Origin of the sequence: Saccharothrix carnea (assembly GCF_003014735.1) — a bacterium.
Taxonomy (GTDB): Bacteria; Actinomycetota; Actinomycetes; order Mycobacteriales; family Pseudonocardiaceae; genus Actinosynnema; species Actinosynnema carneum.
The window spans coordinates 335,243-354,298 of the sequence record NZ_PYAX01000009.1; the positions used below are offsets into that span (position 1 = coordinate 335,243).

Annotated in this window: 17 protein-coding genes; 11 read left to right on the top strand and 6 right to left on the bottom strand. The window is 70.8% G+C overall.

Annotation, left to right across the window (positions count from 1 at the left end; translation table 11 throughout):
• Nucleotides 1-54 precede the first annotated feature (54 nt).
• Together B0I31_RS26920 and B0I31_RS26925 are read left to right on the top strand one after the other, a co-directional pair.
• Nucleotides 55-1,329: an aspartate aminotransferase family protein gene (locus B0I31_RS26920; RefSeq protein WP_106618168.1), complete on the top strand. Its 1,275-nt coding sequence runs from the start codon at nucleotides 55-57 to the stop codon at nucleotides 1,327-1,329.
• Nucleotides 1,326-2,819, top strand: coding sequence for a CoA-acylating methylmalonate-semialdehyde dehydrogenase (locus B0I31_RS26925; protein ID WP_106618169.1), 1,494 nt, complete (start codon nucleotides 1,326-1,328; stop codon nucleotides 2,817-2,819). The genes B0I31_RS26920 and B0I31_RS26925 overlap by 4 nt, the downstream gene beginning before the upstream one ends.
• Before the next feature lie 359 nt (nucleotides 2,820-3,178).
• On the opposite strand, the gene B0I31_RS26930 is transcribed toward B0I31_RS26925, so the two are convergent.
• Nucleotides 3,179-5,236 carry an elongation factor G-like protein EF-G2 gene (locus tag B0I31_RS26930; protein WP_106618170.1) on the bottom strand — a complete coding sequence of 686 codons (2,058 nt, stop codon included), beginning with the start codon at nucleotides 5,234-5,236 and terminating at the stop codon, nucleotides 3,179-3,181.
• A 274-nt stretch (nucleotides 5,237-5,510) separates the two neighbouring features.
• Between B0I31_RS26930 and pdxS the strand changes: the two genes are divergently transcribed.
• Entirely contained in the window at nucleotides 5,511-6,419 is a 909-nt protein-coding gene (gene pdxS / locus B0I31_RS26935; RefSeq protein WP_219910811.1) for a pyridoxal 5'-phosphate synthase lyase subunit PdxS, read from the top strand.
• Nucleotides 6,420-6,627: 208 nt separating this feature from the next.
• Here the strand turns inward: pdxS and B0I31_RS26940 are convergent, their stop codons facing one another.
• Nucleotides 6,628-7,185 carry a helix-turn-helix domain-containing protein gene (locus B0I31_RS26940; protein WP_106618171.1) on the bottom strand — a complete coding sequence of 186 codons (558 nt, stop codon included), beginning with the start codon at nucleotides 7,183-7,185 and terminating at the stop codon, nucleotides 6,628-6,630.
• A 56-nt stretch (nucleotides 7,186-7,241) separates the two neighbouring features.
• Between B0I31_RS26940 and B0I31_RS26945 the strand changes: the two genes are divergently transcribed.
• Together B0I31_RS26945 and B0I31_RS26950 are read left to right on the top strand one after the other, a co-directional pair.
• Nucleotides 7,242-7,925, top strand: a complete 684-nt coding sequence (locus B0I31_RS26945; RefSeq protein ID WP_106618172.1) for an AzlC family ABC transporter permease — start codon at nucleotides 7,242-7,244, stop codon at nucleotides 7,923-7,925.
• Nucleotides 7,922-8,230 carry an AzlD domain-containing protein gene (locus B0I31_RS26950; protein WP_106618173.1) on the top strand — a complete coding sequence of 103 codons (309 nt, stop codon included), beginning with the start codon at nucleotides 7,922-7,924 and terminating at the stop codon, nucleotides 8,228-8,230. Before B0I31_RS26945 ends, B0I31_RS26950 begins: the two co-directional genes overlap by 4 nt.
• Nucleotides 8,231-8,291: 61 nt before the next feature.
• On the opposite strand, the gene B0I31_RS26955 is transcribed toward B0I31_RS26950, so the two are convergent.
• Nucleotides 8,292-8,666: a DUF6292 family protein gene (locus tag B0I31_RS26955; protein ID WP_146173958.1), complete on the bottom strand. Its 375-nt coding sequence runs from the start codon at nucleotides 8,664-8,666 to the stop codon at nucleotides 8,292-8,294.
• A gap of 20 nt (nucleotides 8,667-8,686) precedes the next feature.
• Complete coding sequence (locus B0I31_RS26960; protein WP_106618175.1) at nucleotides 8,687-10,540, bottom strand: acyl-CoA dehydrogenase family protein; 1,854 nt, start codon at nucleotides 10,538-10,540, stop codon at nucleotides 8,687-8,689.
• A gap of 118 nt (nucleotides 10,541-10,658) precedes the next feature.
• On the opposite strand from B0I31_RS26960, the gene B0I31_RS26965 reads away from it, so the two are divergent.
• Entirely contained in the window at nucleotides 10,659-12,245 is a 1,587-nt protein-coding gene (locus B0I31_RS26965) for a M28 family peptidase (RefSeq protein WP_106618176.1), read from the top strand.
• Between the two features lie 14 nt (nucleotides 12,246-12,259).
• Here the strand turns inward: B0I31_RS26965 and B0I31_RS26970 are convergent, their stop codons facing one another.
• A complete protein-coding gene (locus B0I31_RS26970; RefSeq protein ID WP_106618177.1) occupies nucleotides 12,260-12,733 on the bottom strand; it encodes an Lrp/AsnC family transcriptional regulator in 474 nt (157 codons plus the stop codon).
• A 74-nt stretch (nucleotides 12,734-12,807) separates the two neighbouring features.
• On the opposite strand from B0I31_RS26970, the gene B0I31_RS26975 reads away from it, so the two are divergent.
• The 4 genes from B0I31_RS26975 (at nucleotide 12,808) to B0I31_RS26990 (ending at nucleotide 16,524) form a co-directional block, all read left to right on the top strand.
• A complete protein-coding gene (locus B0I31_RS26975; RefSeq protein ID WP_106618178.1) occupies nucleotides 12,808-14,034 on the top strand; it encodes a trans-sulfuration enzyme family protein in 1,227 nt (408 codons plus the stop codon).
• A gap of 480 nt (nucleotides 14,035-14,514) precedes the next feature.
• A complete protein-coding gene (gene pdxT / locus B0I31_RS26980; protein WP_106618179.1) occupies nucleotides 14,515-15,120 on the top strand; it encodes a pyridoxal 5'-phosphate synthase glutaminase subunit PdxT in 606 nt (201 codons plus the stop codon).
• An 18-nt stretch (nucleotides 15,121-15,138) separates the two neighbouring features.
• The gene (locus tag B0I31_RS26985) at nucleotides 15,139-15,888 is read left to right on the top strand and encodes a YebC/PmpR family DNA-binding transcriptional regulator (RefSeq protein ID WP_073886717.1); all 750 of its coding nucleotides are present in this window, start codon (nucleotides 15,139-15,141) and stop codon (nucleotides 15,886-15,888) included.
• A gap of 120 nt (nucleotides 15,889-16,008) precedes the next feature.
• Nucleotides 16,009-16,524 carry a DUF4262 domain-containing protein gene (locus B0I31_RS26990; RefSeq protein WP_106618180.1) on the top strand — a complete coding sequence of 172 codons (516 nt, stop codon included), beginning with the start codon at nucleotides 16,009-16,011 and terminating at the stop codon, nucleotides 16,522-16,524.
• A gap of 322 nt (nucleotides 16,525-16,846) precedes the next feature.
• Here B0I31_RS26990 and B0I31_RS26995 read toward each other — a convergent pair whose 3' ends face one another.
• Complete coding sequence (locus tag B0I31_RS26995; RefSeq protein WP_106618261.1) at nucleotides 16,847-17,380, bottom strand: TIGR03086 family metal-binding protein; 534 nt, start codon at nucleotides 17,378-17,380, stop codon at nucleotides 16,847-16,849.
• 181 nt (nucleotides 17,381-17,561) lie between these two features.
• Between B0I31_RS26995 and B0I31_RS27000 the strand changes: the two genes are divergently transcribed.
• Nucleotides 17,562-19,031 carry a peptide MFS transporter gene (locus B0I31_RS27000; protein ID WP_106618181.1) on the top strand — a complete coding sequence of 490 codons (1,470 nt, stop codon included), beginning with the start codon at nucleotides 17,562-17,564 and terminating at the stop codon, nucleotides 19,029-19,031.
• Nucleotides 19,032-19,056 lie beyond the last annotated feature (25 nt).

Here is a 19,056-nt window from a genome sequence, read left to right on the forward strand (position 1 = left end):
CCCCCGGCACCGCCGACCACACTCCTCGGAAGGGACCAACGACCGGAGGACGCGATGGGACACGAGGAGTTGCTGGCCAGGCACCGCGCCGTGATGCCCCGCTGGATGGCCCTCTACTACGAGCACCCGATCGAGCTGGCGAGCGCGAGCGGACGCCGCGTCACCGACCGTGAAGGCCGCACCTACCTGGACTTCTTCGCCGGCATCCTGACCAACGCGGTCGGCTACGACGTCGCCGAGATCTCCGACGCGATCCGGTCCCAGCTCTCGACCGGCGTGCTGCACAGCTCCACGCTCTACCTGATCCGCTCGCAGGTCGAGCTTGCCGAGAAGATCGCCGAGCTGTCCGGCATCCCGGACGCCAAGGTCTTCTTCACCAACTCCGGCACCGAGGCCAACGAGACGGCGCTCATGCTGGCCACCCAGTACCGCCGCAGCGACCAGGTCCTCGCGCTGCGCAACTCCTACCACGGCCGCGCGTTCGCCACGGTCGCGATCACCGGCAACCGCGGTTGGTCGGCGTCCTCGCTCAGCCCGGTCAAGGTCAGCTGGGTGCACGGCGGCTACCGGTTCCGCAGCCCGTTCAAGGACCTCTCCGACGCCGACTACGTCAAGGCGTGCGTGGCGGACCTGCGCGAGGTGATCGAGACGACGACCGCCGGCGACGTGGCGTGCATGATCGCCGAACCGATCCAGGGCGTCGGCGGGTTCTCCTCGCCGCCGGACGGGTTGTTCGGCGCGTTCAAGGAAGTGCTGGACGAGTACGGCATCCTGTTCGTCTCCGACGAGGTGCAGACCGGCTGGGGCCGCACCGGGGAGCACTTCTGGGGCATCCAGTCACACGGCGTGACGCCCGACGCGATGACATTCGCCAAGGGCCTGGGCAACGGCCTGGCGATCGGTGGCGTGGTCGCGCGCGGTGACCTGATGGACTGCCTCACGGCCCACTCGCTGTCCACGTTCGGTGGTAACCCGATCGCCACGACCGGTGCCCTGGCCACGCTGAACTACCTGCTCGACCACGACCTGCAGGCCAACGCCGCGAAGCTCGGCGAACGCCTGATCGACGGGTTGCGGGACATCGCGGCGGACCGGCCGGCGGTCGGCGACGTGCGCGGCAAGGGGTTGATGATCGGCATCGAGCTGGTGGGCGCCGATGGTGCGCCCGACGCGGCGAAGGCGGTCGCGGTGCTGGAGGGCACCCGGGAACGCGGGTTGCTGGTGGGCAAGGGCGGCTTGTACGGCAACGTCATCCGCCTCGCGCCCCCGATGACGTTGACCGAGGACGAGGTCGAGGAAGCGCTCGGCATCCTGGAGGACGTGCTGTGAACACCATTACGCACTGGATCGGCGGCAAGCCGTGGCAGGGCGGGAGCGCGCGCTCTGGTGACGTGTACGACCCGGCGACGGGGCAGGTGGCGGGTCGGGTCGACTTCGCTGATCAGTCCACTGTGGACGAGGCGGTGGTGGCGGCGCGCGAGGCGTTCACGTCGTGGCGCGACGCATCGCTGGCGCAGCGGTCGAACGTGATGTTCGCGTTCCGGGAGCTGTTGAACGCGCGCAAGGGCGACCTGGCCGCGATCGTCACGGCCGAGCACGGCAAGGTGCTGTCCGACGCGGCGGGGGAGGTGCAGCGCGCGCTGGAGGCCGTGGAGTTCGCGTGCGGCATCCCGCACCTGCTCAAAGGCGGATTCAGCGAGAACGCCTCCACGCGGGTCGACGTGTACTCGATCCAGCAGCCGCTGGGCGTGGTCGGCGTCATCTCGCCGTTCAACTTCCCGGCCATGGTGCCGCTGTGGTTCGTGCCCAACGCGATCGCCTGCGGCAACGCGGTGGTGCTCAAGCCCTCGGAGAAGGACCCGTCGGCGGCCAACTTCATCGCGGAGCTGTTCGCCGAGGCCGGGTTGCCGGACGGGGTGCTGAACGTCGTGCACGGCGACAAGGTCGCGGTCGACCGGCTCCTGGAGCACCCGGACGTGAAGGCGGTGTCGTTCGTGGGGTCGACGCCGATCGCGCGGTACGTCTACGAGACCGGCACGCGGCACGGCAAGCGCGTGCAGGCGTTGGGCGGCGCGAAGAACCACATGGTCGTGCTGCCCGACGCGGACCTCGACCTGGCGGCGGACGCGGCGGTGTCGGCCGGGTTCGGCTCGGCGGGTGAGCGGTGCATGGCGATCTCGGTGGTGGTCGCGGTGGACCCGGTCGGTGACGAGCTGGTGTCGAAGATCGTGGATCGGATCCGGGGTCTGCACGTGGGTGACGGTCGTCGTCCTGGGTGCGAGATGGGGCCTTTGGTGACGGGCGCTCACCGTGATCGGGTGCTGTCTTATGTAGACAGTGGGCAGGTCGAGGGTGCGTCGTTGGTCGTGGACGGACGACAGCATGCGATTGATGGTGCGGCGGAGGGGTTCTGGCTCGGGCCGACGCTGTTCGACCACGTCGGCACGGACATGGCGATCTACCGGGACGAGATCTTCGGGCCGGTGCTGTCGGTGCTGCGGGTGGCGACGTACGACGACGCGTTGGACGTGGTGAACGCGAATCCGTACGGGAATGGGACGGCGATCTTCACCAACGACGGTGGTGCGGCGCGGCGGTTCCAGAACGAGGTCGAGGTCGGGATGGTGGGCGTGAACGTGCCGATCCCGGTGCCGGTGGCGTACTACTCGTTCGGCGGGTGGAAGGACTCGCTGTTCGGCGACTCGCACGCTTATGGGCCGGAGGGGGTGCACTTCTTCACCCGCACCAAGGTGGTGACGGGTCGGTGGTTGGACCCCTCGCACGGCGGCGTGAACCTGGGCTTCCCCCAGAACACCTGACCCACCCACCAGCGTGTCATACCTTCCGAACGCGCGTGTCGAACGTCCAGGACCCCTGAGTTCAACGCTCAGAGCGCGAGAGTCGTACGTTCGGGGCGCGAGAGTCCAACGCTCAGGGCACCTGAGTTCAACGCTCAGGCCGCGTGAGTCCGGCTCGATTTGACATGGGGCCTTACGGGTACTCCAGGCAGGTCGAAGCCGGCAGGCCCGGCGGGACGCTTTTCCCCGCCGGGCCTGCCGGCTCCGACCAGCCTAAAGCACCCGAACCCCATGTAAATCGGGCCTTTGCGGTGGGGTGCGGGTCCGATGTGGGCACGTCGGCCGGTGGCTTCGGAGGGCGGGTCCGTGGTGGGTGGTGGTTATTTTGCTTGTGTGGCGAGGGCTTGGGGGAGTGGGTCGTAGCGGGTGAAGTGGCGGGTGTAGGTGCCGGTGCCCGAGGTGAGGGAGCGGAGTTCCACGGCGTAGCGCAGTAGTTCGGTGGCGGGGACTTCGGCGCGGATGGTGGTGTAGCCGGGGCTGTCGGCTTCGGTGCCGAGTACGCGGCCCCGGCGGCTGGAGAGGTCGCCCAGGACGGTGCCCAGGTGGTCGTCCGGCAATCGCACGGTCACCTCGTCGACCGGTTCCAGCAGGCACGTGTGGCCGGTTGTGGCGGCGTCCTTCAGGGCCAGTGCGCCGGCGGTTTGGAAGGCGGCGTCCGAGGAGTCGACCGAGTGGGCCTTGCCGTCGACCAGGGTGACCCGGAGGTCCACGACGGGGTGGCCGCCTTGAAGGCCGCGTTCGAGTTGGGCGCGCACGCCCTTCTCGACGCTGGGGATGAACTGGTTGGGGATCGCGCCGCCGACGATCTTGTCCACGAACTCGAAGCCGGAGCCGCGTGGCAGGGGTTCGACGATGATGTCGCACACGGCGTACTGGCCGTGGCCGCCGGACTGCTTCACGTGTCGGCCGTGGCCCTTGGCCTGGCCGGCGAACGTCTCCCGCAACGCCACGCGCACCGGTTCGGTGTCGACCTCCGCGCCGCCGGCGCGCAGTCTGGCCAGCACGACGTCCGCGTGCGCCTCGCCCATGCACCACAGCACGAGTTGGTGGGTCTCGGCGTTGCGCTCCAGCCGCAGGGTGGGGTCGCCCGCCACCAGCTTGCCCAGGTTGCGCGCCAGGTTGTCCTCGTCGCTGCGGCTGCGCGGCACGACGGCCACCGGCAGCAGCGGTTCCGGCATCTCCCACGGGGCCATCAGCAGCGGCTTCTCCGGCGCGGACACCGTGTCGCCGGTCTCGGCGGAGCCCAGCTTGGTCAACGCGCACAGGTCGCCCGCCACGCAGTACGGCACCTCGCGCAGGCTCGCGCCCAACGGCGAGTAGACGTGCGCCACCCGTTCGTCGACGTCGTGGTCCTCGTGACCGCGGTCGGCCATGCCGTGACCCGACACGTGCACCGGCCGTTCGGGGCGCAGCGTCCCGGAGAACACGCGCACCAGCGACACCCGACCGACGTAGGAGTCGACCGCCGTGCGCACGACCTCGGCGACGAGCGGGCCGTTCGGGTCGGCTTCCAGGCGCGGCTGGGGGATGCCGTCCACTCCGGTGACCTCGGGCAGCGGGTGTTCCAGGGGAGAGGGGAACGCGCGGGCGATGCCGTCGAGCACTTCCGGCAGGCCGAGGCCGGTCAGCGCGCACACCGGCATCACCGGGTGGAACGAGCCGCGCGCGACCGCCGTCTCCAGGTCGGCGATCAGCGTCGCCTGGTCGATCTCCTCGCCGCCGAGGTAGCGGTCCATCAGGGTCTCGTCCTCGCTCTCCGCGATGATCCCCTCGATGAGCGCGTTGCGCTCCTCCTCGAAGCGGGGGTCGTCGGTGGTGAGCAGGTTGACCAGGCCGTCGCCATCGGGCAGGTAGAGGGGGACCACGCCCGTGCCGAACGCCGCCTGGCACGAGGCGATCTCGCCCGGCACGTCGGCGCGCTGGTGATCGGTCCTGGCGACCACGACCGCGCGCGGCATGCCCACCATCGCGCACTCCTCCCACAGCGCCACGGTGGCCGGGTCGACGCCTTCCGCCGCGCTGACCACGAACAGCGCCGCGTCCGCCGCGCGCAGGCCGGCGCGCAGCTCGCCGACGAAGTCCGCGTAACCCGGGGTGTCGATGAGGTTGATCTTGATGTCGCCGTGCTGGACGGGGGCGACCGAGAGACCGACCGACCGCTGCTGGCGCACCGCCGCCGGGTCGTGGTCGCACACCGTGTTGCCCTCGGTGACCGATCCTGGTCGGGTCAGCACGCCGGTGCTGGCGAGCAGGGCCTCGGCGAGCGTCGTCTTGCCCGAGCCGGACGGGCCGACCAGCACGACGTTGCGGACCTTGGCCGGGTCGTCCACAGCGACCGCGCCTGCCGAGTGGCCGTTGTCGGAGTGTTTGCTGCCCATTGGGACCACCCTCCACAAGTATTTAGTGTTCGATCTCACACCCGCGGGGCGCGGGGGACAACCCCAAGCGGCCACACCCAACCCGGCAGGAGGAATACCGGTGGAGGTCGCGGCCACGTCGGTCGCACGTCGCCGCGCCACCAGGTGGTGTAGGCCACTACCTGCGAAGGGAGTGAAAGTGGCCTGCCGAGAACGTGCCTGATTGGCATGCTTCGGCGGTCCACGTCGGTCGTACCATGGTGGTGTTCGCCCCCTACTTCCAGAGAGGCTGGTCGTGACCACTTCACCCGACGCCGGCACCCAGGTCACCGGCACTTCCCGCGTCAAGCGGGGCATGGCGGAGATGCTCAAGGGCGGCGTGATCATGGACGTGGTCAACGCCGAGCAGGCCAAGATCGCCGAGGACGCCGGTGCCGTGGCCGTGATGGCGCTGGAGCGGGTGCCCGCCGACATCCGCGCGCAGGGCGGCGTGTCCCGGATGAGCGACCCGGACATGATCGACGGCATCATCAACGCGGTGTCGATCCCGGTGATGGCCAAGGCCCGCATCGGGCACTTCGTCGAGGCGCAGGTGCTGCAGTCCCTCGGCGTGGACTACATCGACGAGTCCGAGGTGCTCACCCCGGCCGACTACGCCAACCACATCGACAAGTGGCAGTTCACCGTGCCGTTCGTCTGCGGTGCGACGAACCTGGGCGAGGCGCTGCGCCGCATCACCGAGGGCGCGGCGATGATCCGCTCCAAGGGCGAGGCCGGCACCGGTGACGTCTCCAACGCCACCACGCACATGCGCAAGATCCGCGCCGAGCTCCTGCGGCTGCAGAACCTGCCCGCCGACGAGCTGTACGTCGCGGCGAAGGAGTTGCAGGCGCCGTACGAGCTGGTCCGCGAGGTGGCCGAGGCGGGCAAGCTGCCGGTCGTGCTGTTCACCGCGGGCGGTATCGCCACGCCCGCCGACGCGGCGATGATGATGCAGCTCGGCGCGGAGGGCGTGTTCGTCGGCTCGGGCATCTTCAAGTCCGGCAACCCGGCGCAGCGCGCGGAGGCGATCGTGAAGGCGACGACCTTCTACGACGACCCGGACGTGATCGCGAAGGTGTCGCGCGGCCTCGGTGAGGCGATGGTCGGCATCAACGTGGACGAGATCCCGGAGCCCCACCGCCTGGCCGAGCGCGGCTGGTAACGCTTGGTCGACCCGCGGCCCGCCGGACTTCCGGCGGGCCGCAGCGCGTTCAGGAGATCGGGTAGACCTCGATGTCGACCTGGTGCCCGTTCGAGCCGGCGAGGTTCGCGTCGGTGGTGACGAGCGGTAGGCCCAACCGCTCGGCGAGGGCGACGTAGAAGGCGTATCGGTCGATCGGTCGGACGGTTGGATCGCTCGAACGTGTGTGCTAGACGTGCTCCGAGACCAGCAGGGCAGTCGTCCCCCGTTCGAGTGCCTGGGCGGTGTGGGGGACGTCGCCGGGGTAGAGCAGGTAGTCGCCGGGGCCCAGTTCGACCGGTTCGGTCTGCGGGCCGGCCAGCATGCGGCCCGTGCTGACGATGACGTGCTCCACCGTGCCCGGCATGTGGGGTTCGGACTCGCGGGCCGGGCCTGGCTCCAGTTGCAGCATGTAGATGTCGCGGCGGGCGCCCGGTGGGCACGACGCCAGCAGGGTCGCGGTGTAGTGGGCGCGTTCCGAGTAGATCGCCGGGCCCTCGCCCGCGCGGATCACCCGGACGCGGGGTGTCGGTGGGTCGACCAGGCGTGAGAACGGCACGCCCAGCGCCACGCCGAGGGCCCACAACGTCTCCACGCTGGGGTTGCCGCTCGCCGACTCCAGCTGGGACAGCGTGGACTTCGCGATCCCCGCACGCTTCGCCAGTTCGCTCAACGACAGCCCGACGCGTTCGCGCTCACGGCGCAGCGAGGCGGCGATGACGTCGAGCGGCGCGCCTGTGTTCGACATGACAGTCCAATCGTTCGGCTTGACGAACGGGTTGCCTGTGTTCATCGTAGAAGACGATGCGTTCGACATGGCGAACCCTTGATGCCGAGCTGCTGCGTGACGTCGCCGCGGTAGCCGCCGGTGCCGCGGTCAGCGGTGCCTCGTTCGGTGCGATCTCCACCGGCGCGGGCCTGCCCTGGTGGCTGCCCGTGGTGATGTCGCTGCTGGTCTTCGCAGGCGGCTCGCAGTTCATGGCGGTCGGCGTGGTCGCCGCGGGTGGCAGCCCGGCCGCGGCGGTGCTGGCGGGGCTCCTGCTCAACGTCCGCCACCTGCCGTTCGGTCTGGCGGTCGGTCACGTGCTGGGCCAGGGCCTGCTCCAGCGCCTGGTGGGCAGCCACCTGCTGATCGACGAGACGACCGCGTTCGCGCTGGCCCAGAGCGACCCGCGCAAGGCCAAGGCCGCCTACTGGTCGTGCGGCGTCGCGCTGTTCATCGCCTGGAACGTCGCCGTGGTCGCGGGTGCGCTGATCGGCCGGAACATCGGCGACCCGAACGCGTTCGGGCTGGACGCGGCGTTCCCGGCGGCACTGCTGGCGCTGCTGCTGCCCGCGCTCAAGGACAAGGCCACCCGGCACGCCGCGTTGCTCGGCGCGGCCATCGCGCTGGCCGCCACGCCGTTCCTGCCCGCGGGCGTGCCGGTGCTGTTCGCGCTCGGCGGCCTGCTCGTCACCGCACGCGCACGACCGGAGGTGAAGGCGTGACGCTGACCGCCGTCCTGGTGCTCGCCGCGGGCACCTACGCGTTCCGCCTGGCCGGGCCGCTGCTGCGCGACCGCCTCACGCTGTCCGACCGGGTCAAGCTGCTGATGACCACTTCGGCGACCGTGCTGCTGTTCGCCCTGATGGCCACGTCCACGCTGACCAAGGGCCAGGGGTTCGCGGGCCTGGCCCTGCCGATCGGCGTGCTGGTAGGTGGAGTGGCGGCGTGGAGCAAGGCGCCGTTCGTCGTGGTCGTCGTGCTGGCCGCCGTGACGACCGCCTGCCTGCGGCTCGTCGGCGTGTCCTAGTGCCGCGACCGGCAGCCTCCGCCCCGGAAGACGCGGTGGAGGTTGCCGGTCGCGGTACTGGCTACAGGTAGTCGCTCAGCCGCCCGGCGAGCCGGTGCCGGTCCTGCGTGCCGACCTCCGGCTCCGGTCCGCCCCGCTTGCCCGCCAGCACCTCGTCCACGAACCGCGCCACCTCGTCCGGCGTCGGCACGAGCGGCAGGCCCAGGTGCGCCACGACGACCGGTTTCTCGGTCGGGTCCGTCTCCACGGCGATCGACCAGCCGCGCTGCTCGTTCCACAGCAGCATCAGGTCACGTCCCGGCCCCTCCAGGCCCAGGTAGGCGGTGGCGGTGTCGCTGACCTCGAACTCGGTGCCCTCGGGTGGCACGCCGACCTCCTCGGCCACCGCCTGCACGTACCGGGCCAGTCCGAGGCTGATCAACGCGCTGTCGTCCATGGAACCCATTCTCCCCGACGTCACCCGGCGATCGGGGCCGTGAGCCACGTCTCCGGGATGCCGAACGCGTCCACCAGCGCCCGCGCGTGCGGCCGCAACCGACCGCACAGCTCGTTCACCGCCTGCGACACCGCCTTCGCGCGCTGCGGCGTGAGCCTGCCGTGCTCCAGGAACCACGCCCGGTCCGCCTCGATCGTGCTCAACGCGTACAGGTCGCACACCTGGTCCAGCAGCGCCGTCGCCTCCGGGTCCGGGCACCGGTCGACCGCCGCCACGAACGCCTCCAGCACCACCCGGTCCACGTGGGCGCGTGCGGCGTGCAGCACGTGGTCCTGCGCGGCGTTGAACACGTCGAACGCGTCGTCGCGCGACGCACGCCGCAACCGCCGCGCCAGCCCCTCCAGCACGTGCTTCTCGCGGTCCTCGAACTGCCGCACCTGCCAGCCCCGGTCCAGCAACGCGTCCGAGCTGCCCGACACCAACCGGTCGATGATCGCCCGCGCCGCCGTCCGCTCGATCACCACCCCCACCGCCTGATCGGCCACGAACCGCGCCATGCCCCACGGGTCCAGGTCGCCGACGTGGTCCCGGTAGCTGGTCAGCAGCCCCTTCGCGACCAGCTGCAGCAGCACGGTGTTGTCACCCTCGAAGGTGGTGAACACGTCCGTGTCCGCCTTCAGCCCGGCGATCAGGTTCTCCGACAGGTACCCGGCGCCGCCGCACGCCTCCCGGCACTCCTGGATCGTCCGCGTGGCGTGCCACGTCGCCACCGCCTTCAACCCCGCCGCCCGCGACTCCAGCTCCCGCTGCTGCCGGTCGTCGGACACGTCGTGCAGCGCCGACACCATCTCCTCCTGCGCGAAGTGCAGCGCGTACGTCGTCGCCAACGCGGGCAGCAACCGCCGCTGGTGCGCCAGGTAGTCGAGCACCACGACTTCCTCGCCCGTGTCGGGCCGCGTGAACTGACGCCGCCCGTCGCCGTACCGGATGGCCAGCGCCAACGCCTTCTTCGTCGCGCTGCCCGCACCACCGGCGACGCTGATCCGCCCGCGCACCAACGTGCCGAGCATCGTGAAGAACCGCCGTCCCTCGCCCTCGATCGGACTGGAGTACGTGCCGTCCGGCGCGACGTCGCCGTACCGGTTGAGCAGGTTCGCCCTGGGCACCCGCACCCGGTCGAACGACAGCCGCCCGTTGTCCACGCCGTTCAACCCGGCCTTGGGCCCGCAGTCCTCGATCCGCACCCCCGGCAGCGGCGCACCGGAGGCGTCCCGGATCGGCACCAGGAGCGCGTGCACCCCCTGCGTCACGCCGCCCGTCACCAACTGCGCGAACACCACGGCCATCCGCCCGTCCCGCGCCGCGTTGCCGATGTAGTCCTTCCGCGCCGACGGATCCGGCGTGTCGACCACGAACTCCTCGGTGTCCGGGTCGTACGTCGCCGTCGTCCGCAGGTGCTGCACGTCCGACCCGTGCCCGGTCTCGGTCATCGCGAAGCAGCCGGGCAGCTCCAGGTTCATGATCGCGGGCAGGTACCGGTCGTGGTGCTCCGCGGTCCCCAGCGCCTGCACCGCGCCACCGAACAACCCCCACTGCACGCCCGCCTTCACCATCAGCGACAGGTCGCCGAAGCCCAACACCTCGAACGCCACCACGGAGCCGCCGACGTCGTCCTGCCCGCCGTGCGCGGCGGGGAACCCGATCAGCGGGTGACCGCCCTCGGCCAACGCGTGCATCTGCTCCGACACCCAGGCCCGGTACTCCTCGCGCGCCAGCTCGCCCGGGGGCTTCACACCACCGAGCAACTCCAGCGACGTGCGCCGCAACGACGCCCACCGACCATCCAGCAGCTCACGCAACGCTTCGTTCCCCATGACCTTTGTTAACACAGGTTCACCGAGGACGTCGCACTTCGCTGGGCCGATCGGTGTAACGGGTGACCCACGTCCAGGCGACCCCATTAGTGGCGTCTGTCACATCAGGAGGCAAGCCATGACGTTCCGTCACCGCCGTCGGCGGATCGCCGTCACCGCGGCGCTCGTGCTGACCGCACCACTGCTCGTGGGCGGCCCCGCCGTCGCCGATCCCACCAACAACTCACCGGCCAAGCTCACCAAGGCCGTCACGCTCGACGGGGTGCTGCGCCACCTCGACGCGTTCCAGTCCATCGCCGACACCCACGGCGACCGGGCCGCGGGCAGGCCCGGCTACCGGGCGTCGGTCGACTACGTCGTGGACGCGCTCACCACCGCCGGGTACGAGCCGACCGTGCAGGAGTTCCAGTTCCCGTACGTCGAGGAGAGGTCCGAGCTCCAGCAGCTCCTGCCGACACCGGTCACCTACGTCGCCGACCGCGACTTCACCCGCAACGGCTTCACGCCGACGTTCCTCGGCGAGGCCACCGCACCCGCTTACCCGGTGGACGTCGTCATCCCACCCGGCCCGACCCCGAACTCCAACAGCAGCGGCTGCGAGGCGGCGGACTTCCTCGGCTTCCCGATCGGCGGCATCGCGCTGCTGCAACGCGGCACCTGCGGCTTCGCCCAGAAGACGCTGAACGCGCAGGCCGCGGGCGCGTCCGGGGTGGTGCTGTTCAACGAGGGCCAGCCGGGGCGCACCGGCCTGTCCACCCCGATCGGCGACACACCAGGCCTGTCCATCCCGGTCGTCTTCGCCACCTACGCGGTCGGTGAGGCGCTGGCCGCCAACGCTCCCAAGGTCGTCCGCGTGAAGGTCGACTTCGTCTCCGACACGCGCACCGCGTGGAACGTGTTCGCCGAGTCGCGCGAGGGCCTGGCCGACAACACCGTGATGGCGGGCGCGCACCTCGACAGCGTGCAGGACGGCGCCGGGATCAACGACAACGGCACCGGGTCCGCCGCGCTGCTCGAAGTCGCCGTTCAGATGGCCAAGGTCAAGACCGACAACCTGGTCCGGTTCGCGTGGTGGGGCGCGGAGGAGGAAGGGCTGCTCGGCTCCGAGCACTACGTCGCCACCCTGCCGCAGGCCGAGCGGGACCGGATCGCGCTGTACCTGAACTTCGACATGGTCGGCTCGCCGAACTACTTCACCGGCGTCTACGACGGTGACAACTCCGGCGGCACGGCACCGCCCGGCTTCATCCCGCCCGGCTCGGCCGAGATCGAGGACGTGTTCGAGAAGTTCTACGCCGACCGCGGCGTGCCGTCGGAGGACACCGAGTTCTCCGGCCGATCCGACTACGGGCCGTTCATCGCGGTGGGCATCCCGGCCGGTGGCCTGTTCACCGGTGCGGAGGGCGTGAAGACCGAGGCGCAGGCGGCCCGGTACGGCGGCGTGGCGGGCGCGGCGTTCGACCCGTGCTACCACCAGCCGTGCGACAGCCTCACGCCGGTCGAGGACGGCGCCGACCCCGCGCTGTACGCCCGGCTGGACGCGGCCTACGACCTGCGCGGCAACGTCAACGCGGTCGCGCTGGACGTCAACTCCGACGCCATCGCCACGGCGGTCGTCACGTTCGCCTTCGACACCTCGACGGTGAACGGCGTGCGCTCGCCGGGCAAGTCCCACGGCGCGTCCTCGGTGCGCATCACCTCGTGAGCGCGTGGGGGCCGTCACCCCTGACGGCTCCCACCCTCGGGCGGCACGGTGTGCTTGCGGACGTGCTGGAACAGCAGGTTCGTCTGCACCTCGCTGACCTCGCGGCGCGTGGTGAAGCGGTCGAGCACCAAGCGCTGCAGGTGCGCCGTGTCCGCGACCGCGACGTGCACCAGGAAGTCCTCCGGCCCCGCCACGTGCGACATCGCCAGCACCTCGGGCAGCGTCAGCACGTAGTCCATGAACGGCTCCACGATCGCCCTCGTGTGCGGCCGGACCCGCACCGCGATGATCGCCTGCACCGGCCGTCCCAGCGCGGCCAGGTCGACCTCCGCGTGGTAGCCGGTGATGACGCCGCGCTCGCGCAGCGACCGGTGCCGGACCACGCACGTGGACGCGGCCACGTTGACCCGGTCGGCCAGGTCCTTGTTGGCCAGCCGAGCGTCCTTCTGAAGCTCCTGCACGATCGCCGCGTCCACCGAATCCAGCACGCCGAACCCCTCTCGTGGCCGAAGAACTTGCGGAAGTTTCCCGCACCCGCCGACGATAAGTCCAAGATTCGGGCATGACCCGGTTGCGAACGACGGCGGTGCACGGTGGGCGCGACGACCTCGCCGACCTGGGCGTGCACGCCCTGCCGATCGACCTGTCCACCACCTACCCGATCCCCGACCAGGCGGAGGGCGGCCACGCGCTGCAGCACTTCGCCGACGGCGGCGCGGCGCACACCGCCTCGCCGGTCTACTCCCGGCTGCACAACCCGACCGTGGCCCGGTTCGAGCAGGCCCTGGCCGCGCTGGAGGGCACGTCGGCCGCCGTGGCGTTCGGCAGCGGCATGGCCGCGGTGACCGCCGTCGTCCAAGCCTCCTGCGTGCTCACCGGCAAGCCGCACGTGGTCGCGGTGCGCCCGATCTACGGCGGCACCGACCACCTGCTGTCGTCCGGCCTGCTCGGCGTGCGCACCACGTACACGACCGCCGACCGGGTCGCCGACGCGATCACACCGCAGACCGGCCTCGTCGTCATCGAGACACCGGCCAACCCCAACCTGGACCTGATCGACCTCGCCGCCGTGGCCGCCCAGGCGGGCGACGTCCCGCTGATGGTGGACAACACGTTCGCCACGCCCGTGCTGCAGAACCCCGCGGCGCTCGGCGCGACCTACGTGCTGCACTCGGGCACCAAGTACCTCGGCGGGCACGGCGACGTGCTCGGCGGCGTGGTGGCCTGCGCCGAGGAGCACGCCGGGCCGTTGCGCCAGGTCCGGATCATCACCGGCGCCGTGCTGCACCCGCTGGGCGGCTACCTCATGCACCGCGGCCTGGCCACGCTGCCGCTGCGCGTCGAGGCGGCGCAGCGCACCGCGGTCGACCTGGCCGCCAGGCTCGACGCCCACCGCGGCACCGTCCTGGTGCGGCATCCGAGCCTGCCCGGCGCCGACCCGGCCGGTCTCGTCGGCACCCAGATGCGCGGTCCGGGCGCGATGCTCGCGTTCACCACCCGCGAAGACCCCACCGCCGTCGTGCGCAGGCTCCGACTGGTCACGCCCGCCGTCAGCCTCGGCTCGGTCGACACGCTGATCGAGCACCCCGCCGCGCTGACCCACCGGCTGGTGCCCGGTGCCGCCCGCGAGGCCTCCGGCGTACCCGGCAACCTGCTGCGGCTCAGCGTCGGCCTGGAGGATGTCGAGGACATTTGGGACGACCTCGACCAGGCCCTTTCCGGGCATTGTGAAGAGGATTACATCAAGTCTTCCTCAAGCGATTTCCGGGAGCCGGTCGCGAGCCACTAACGTGCCGCCGTCACGGTTTGCGCGGAGCGCGCGCGAGTCGGCCGCCGTCGAGTGCCCCAATCGGGCTGTTCGGGGGCCGGACCTGCTACAACGGGCCACCGCGCGCTTCGGCGCAGGCCGTGTCGAGAAGCCGGTGAACGCGCGGGAAATGCCGGATGACGCCGAGGTGGCGTGACCCGATTCGGTTTTCCGCAGTACCGACCGCCATTGCCGCCCACCGCCGTCCGGCACGGACGCGCGGTCGGCCGGCCCGCGTCGGGCTGAGCGCGTTCCGGGTTTCGCCGGTGTCCGCCGTGCCGTCCTCCGCGGCGCGGGCGGGCCGCCAGAGCCCGTCGTTCGGTCGCCCACCAGGAGGCCGAGCGGGTCGCGGCGCGCGACTCGCGCGTCGCGGGATGACCGAATGGCCGGGCGGGTGCCACGAGCACCCGTCCGGCCCGGTCACCTAGGCTGGTGGCAGTTCACCTAGGAGGAAACCCAGCCGTGTCCGTTGTCGGTGTCCTCGCCCTGCAGGGCGACGTCCGTGAGCACCTCGTCGCGTTGGCCGAGGCCGACGTGCTCGCCCGCCCGATCCGCCGGCCCGAGGAGCTGGCCGAGGTCGACGGCGTGGTGCTGCCGGGCGGCGAGTCGACGACCATCAGCCGGCTGCTGGCCACGTTCGACCTCTTGGAGCCGCTGCGCGCGCGGATCAAGGAGGGCATGCCCGCCTACGGGTCGTGCGCCGGGATGATCCTGCTGGCCGACCAGGTCCTGGACGGCCGGCCCGACCAGCACCAGCTCGGCGGGCTCGACATCGTGGTGCGGCGCAACGCGTTCGGCAGGCAGGTCGATTCCTTCGAAGCCGAACTCGACTTCACCGACGTGGGAGAGGTGCACGCGGTGTTCATCCGCGCGCCGTGGGTGGAATCGGCGGGATCGGACGTGGAAGTACTCGCCCGGGTGCCCGAAACGGAAGACGCCGGTGAGGCCGCCGGTAGGATCGTCGCGGTTCGGCAGGGGCACGTGCTCGCCACCTCGTTCCACCCGGAACTGACCGGTGACGGGCGGGTGCACCGCCTTTTCGTGGACATGGTCCGTGCCGCGGGCTGAGCATTCGACGGAGGAGAAATGAGCGGCCACTCAAAGTGGGCGACCACCAAGCACAAGAAGGCCGCAATCGACGCCAAGCGCGGCAAGCTCTTCGCGCGGCTGATCAAGAACATCGAGGTGGCGGCCCGCACCGGCGGTAGTGATCCAGACGGCAACCCGACGCTGTACGACGCCATCCAGAAGGCGCGGAAGAACTCCGTGCCGCTGGACAACATCGAACGCGCCCGCAAGCGCGGCGGTGGCGAGGAGGCGGGCGGCGCCGACTGGCAGACCATCATGTACGAGGGCTACGGCCCCAACGGCGTGGCGGTGCTGGTCGAGTGCCTGACCGACAACCGCAACCGGGCCGCGTCCGAGGTCCGCACCGCGATGACCCGCAACGGCGGTTCCATGGCCGACCCCGGCTCGGTGGCCTACATGTTCACCCGCAAGGGCGTGGTGATCGTGCCGAAGGGTGACCTGACCGAGGACGACGTGCTGATGGCCGTCCTCGACGCGGGCGCCGAGGAGGTCAACGACCTGGGCGAGAGCTACGAGGTCGTGTCCGAGGCCGGTGACCTGGTCGCGGTGCGCAAGGCGCTCCAGGACGCGGGGTACGACTACGAGTCGGCGGAAGCGAACTTCCTGCCCTCGGTGACCGTGCAGCTGGAGGCCGAGGGCGCGCGGAAGATCTTCAAGCTGATCGACGCGCTCGAGGACTGCGACGACGTGCAGAACGTGTTCGCGAACTTCGACGTGACCGACGAAGTGATGGCCGAGGTCGGCTGACCTCTGCTCGACCGCTTCGCACAGCCCCGCGCCGGTGCCTCCGGCGCGGGGCTGTCGTGTGCCCGTCCGCCGTCCGGGTGCTTATGCGGGGTTGACGGGAGCAGCGGGCACAATGGCCTGGTGTCGAACCCCTCCGCGCCGTCCGTCCAGGACATCAACCTGCGCAACTGGCTGCTGACCCAGGCCGAGCAGCACGGCCACGCCGTGGTCACCGTGCCCGAGGACGACGAAGGCGCCGGCTACTCGTTCTCGGTCGGTGCCTGGCGCCGGTTCGGCGTCGCCGAGGCGGTGGTCCTCGGCCTGCCGCCCGAGCACGCGCAGGTGCTCATCCGCGCCTACGTCGACCGGGCCAGGCGTGGCGAGCGGTTCGTGCCCGGCCGGCTCTACTACGACTTCTTCGACGGCGTGCCGGTCACGTTCGAGCGGGTGTTCAAGGGCTTCTACCCGGAGTTCTTCGGCAGCGCGTTCCTGCTCTACGGCAAGGGCGACTTCGCCGCCGTGCAGATCATCCTGCCCACCGCGGACGGCAAGTTCCCGTGGCACCACGACGCCCCGATGGGCTTCGGCGACTGGCAGCTGCTGCTCACCGCGACCGGCAGGCCGGAGAGCTGGGAACCGGGCGTCAACGGCCCCTGACCAGCACCAGCACCCACCTCTCGACACCGTTCGGGCCCCGCCGCACCACGCGGCGGGGCCCGATGTCGTTGTCCGGGAAATGTTGTCAGGAACCGGTTCACCGACCGCTGACAACGTCCGCGGGCTATCAATGTCCGTGTGCGGGGAGGTCGGGGGCTCCGCACACCGCGAGGGGGAGGTGCGCCCCGTCCCGTGCAATCGGGGGAGCTGCGCGGGGCGGGGCGCGCACGACAGGGCTTGGCCACGGGGGCCCCGCCCGTGCCAAGGAATGGGCGCCGTGGGGAGGCTTCCGATGGGCTCTCCCCACGGCGCAGAACCACCACTACGGCGTGCGTCCCAGCAGGGCGATCAGCCTGGTCTGCGGGTCGGCGTCGTCGGGCACCGGCACCGGCGGGTCGAACAGCCCGCTCGCCGCCCACGCCTCCGCGTTCGGCTCGATGTAGTCCAGCACCGCCTCGGCGAGGTCGGGGTCGACCCGCTCGTCCGCCCCGATGGCGCGGGCCAGGTCCCAGGCGTGCACGGCCAGGTCCGAGGTCATCTGCCAGCCGTACTCGACCGCCGTCGCCTTGCCGTAGCTCAGGCGCACCGGCTTGAGCAGCGCTTTCGGCGCGATCCACGCCTCGCGCGCCGCGGCCGCCGCCAGCACCCACGAGTGCAGCGGGTCGGTGCCGAGCTGGTCGCCGTCGAACCGGTCGCCCACCTGCTCGACCGTGCAGCCCGCCAGCAGTTCCGGCGCCCACAGCTGCTCTCTGACGAGGTGGTTGACCAGGTCGTGGACCGACCACTCCTTGCAGGGTGTGCCCCAGTCCCACTGCTCCGGGCGCACCTGGCGCACCCGCGAGTCGAACTCCGTCATCGCGCGTCCGTGAGCCTCGATCAGATCCACCCCACGAGTGCACCAAACGTTGAACCGGACCGCACCCCGAGGCTGTGGAGTAGGCCACTCGGCGGTATCGGGATTTCATCCAGTACACCCGTACGGCGTAGCGTGACCCGGTACGCCGACGGTGACATCGTTGACACCCAGGAGGAACCACGTGAGCGCCACGAGCGCCGTCTCCACCCCGCAGCGGGGCTTCTTCGGTCACCCCCGAGGACTGTCGACGCTGTTCTTCACCGAGCTGTGGGAGCGCTTCTCCTACTACGGGATGAAGGCGATCCTCGCCTACTACCTGTACCGCACCGCCGCCGAAGGCGGGCTCGGGCTCGACAAGAGCTTCGCGTTGTCGCTGGTCGCCATCTACGGCGCCTCGGTCTACATGTCCGGTGTCGCGGGCGGCTGGCTGGCCGACCGGGTGCTCGGCGGGCAGCGGGCCGTGTTCTACGGCGGCGTGCTGATCATGTTCGGGCACATCGCGCTGGCGCTGCCGATCGGCGTGACCGGCGTCTACACCGGCCTGATCCTGATCGTGCTGGGCACCGGCCTGCTCAAGCCGAACATCTCCACCGTGGTCGGCGGCCTGTACGACCAGCAGGACCCGCGCCGCGACTCCGGTTTCACGATCTTCTACATGGGCATCAACCTCGGCGGCTTCCTCGCGCCGCTGGTGTGCGGGTTCCTCGGCGAGACCTACGACTGGCACCTCGGCTTCGGCGCGGCGGCGGTCGGCATGGCGCTCGGCCTGGTCGTCTACCGGCTCGGCAGGCGCGGCCTCGGTGACTCGGCCGCGACGCCGCCGTTCCCGCTGCCCGCCGAGGAGCGCGGCCGGGTGCTCGGCCGGGTTGTCGCCGTGACGGTGGGCGTGGTGGGCGTGGTGGCGGCGCTGGTCGTGCTCGGGGTGCTGGGCGCCGAGGGCGTGATCAACCTGATCAGCCTGCTGTCGGTGCTGCTGCCGGTCGGCTACTTCGCGGTGATGATCCGCAGCCCGCGCACCACGCCGGTTGAGCGGTCGCGGGTGATCGCCTACATCCCGCTGTTCATCGCGGCGGCGATGTTCTGGCTGCTGTTCGAGCAGAGCGCGACGGTGATCGCCGCGTTCGCCGACACCAGGGTCGAGACCTCGTTCCTGGGGTTGGCGTTCCCGCCGTCGTTCATCCAGTCGATCAACCCGGTGATGATCATCGCGGTGGCGCCGCTGTTCGCGCTGCTGTGGGTGCGGCTGGCCAAGCGCCAGCCCTCGACACCGCGCAAGTTCGGCTACGCGCTGCTGCTGGTGGGCCTGTCGTTCCTGTTGCTGATGGTCGCCAGCCAGGGCGAGGGGCGGGTGAGCTTCCTGTGGCTGGTGCTGATGTACCTGGTCATGACCTGCGGCGAGCTGCTGCTGTCGCCGGTGGGCCTGTCCGTGACGACGAAGCTCGCGCCGCGCGCGTTCGCCTCGCAGACCATGGGCCTGTGGTTCCTCGCCACGGCGGCCGGTTCGGGTGTCGGCGCGATCGTGGTCCGGTTCTACAGCGACGAGAACGCGGTGGCGTACTTCGGCGTCCTGGGCACGGTGGCGATCGTTCTCGGTGTCGCGCTGGTCGCCTCGACGAAGGCCATCCACCGGTTGATGCGGGGCGTCGACTGACGTGCCGCCCGGTGAGGGGCGCCCC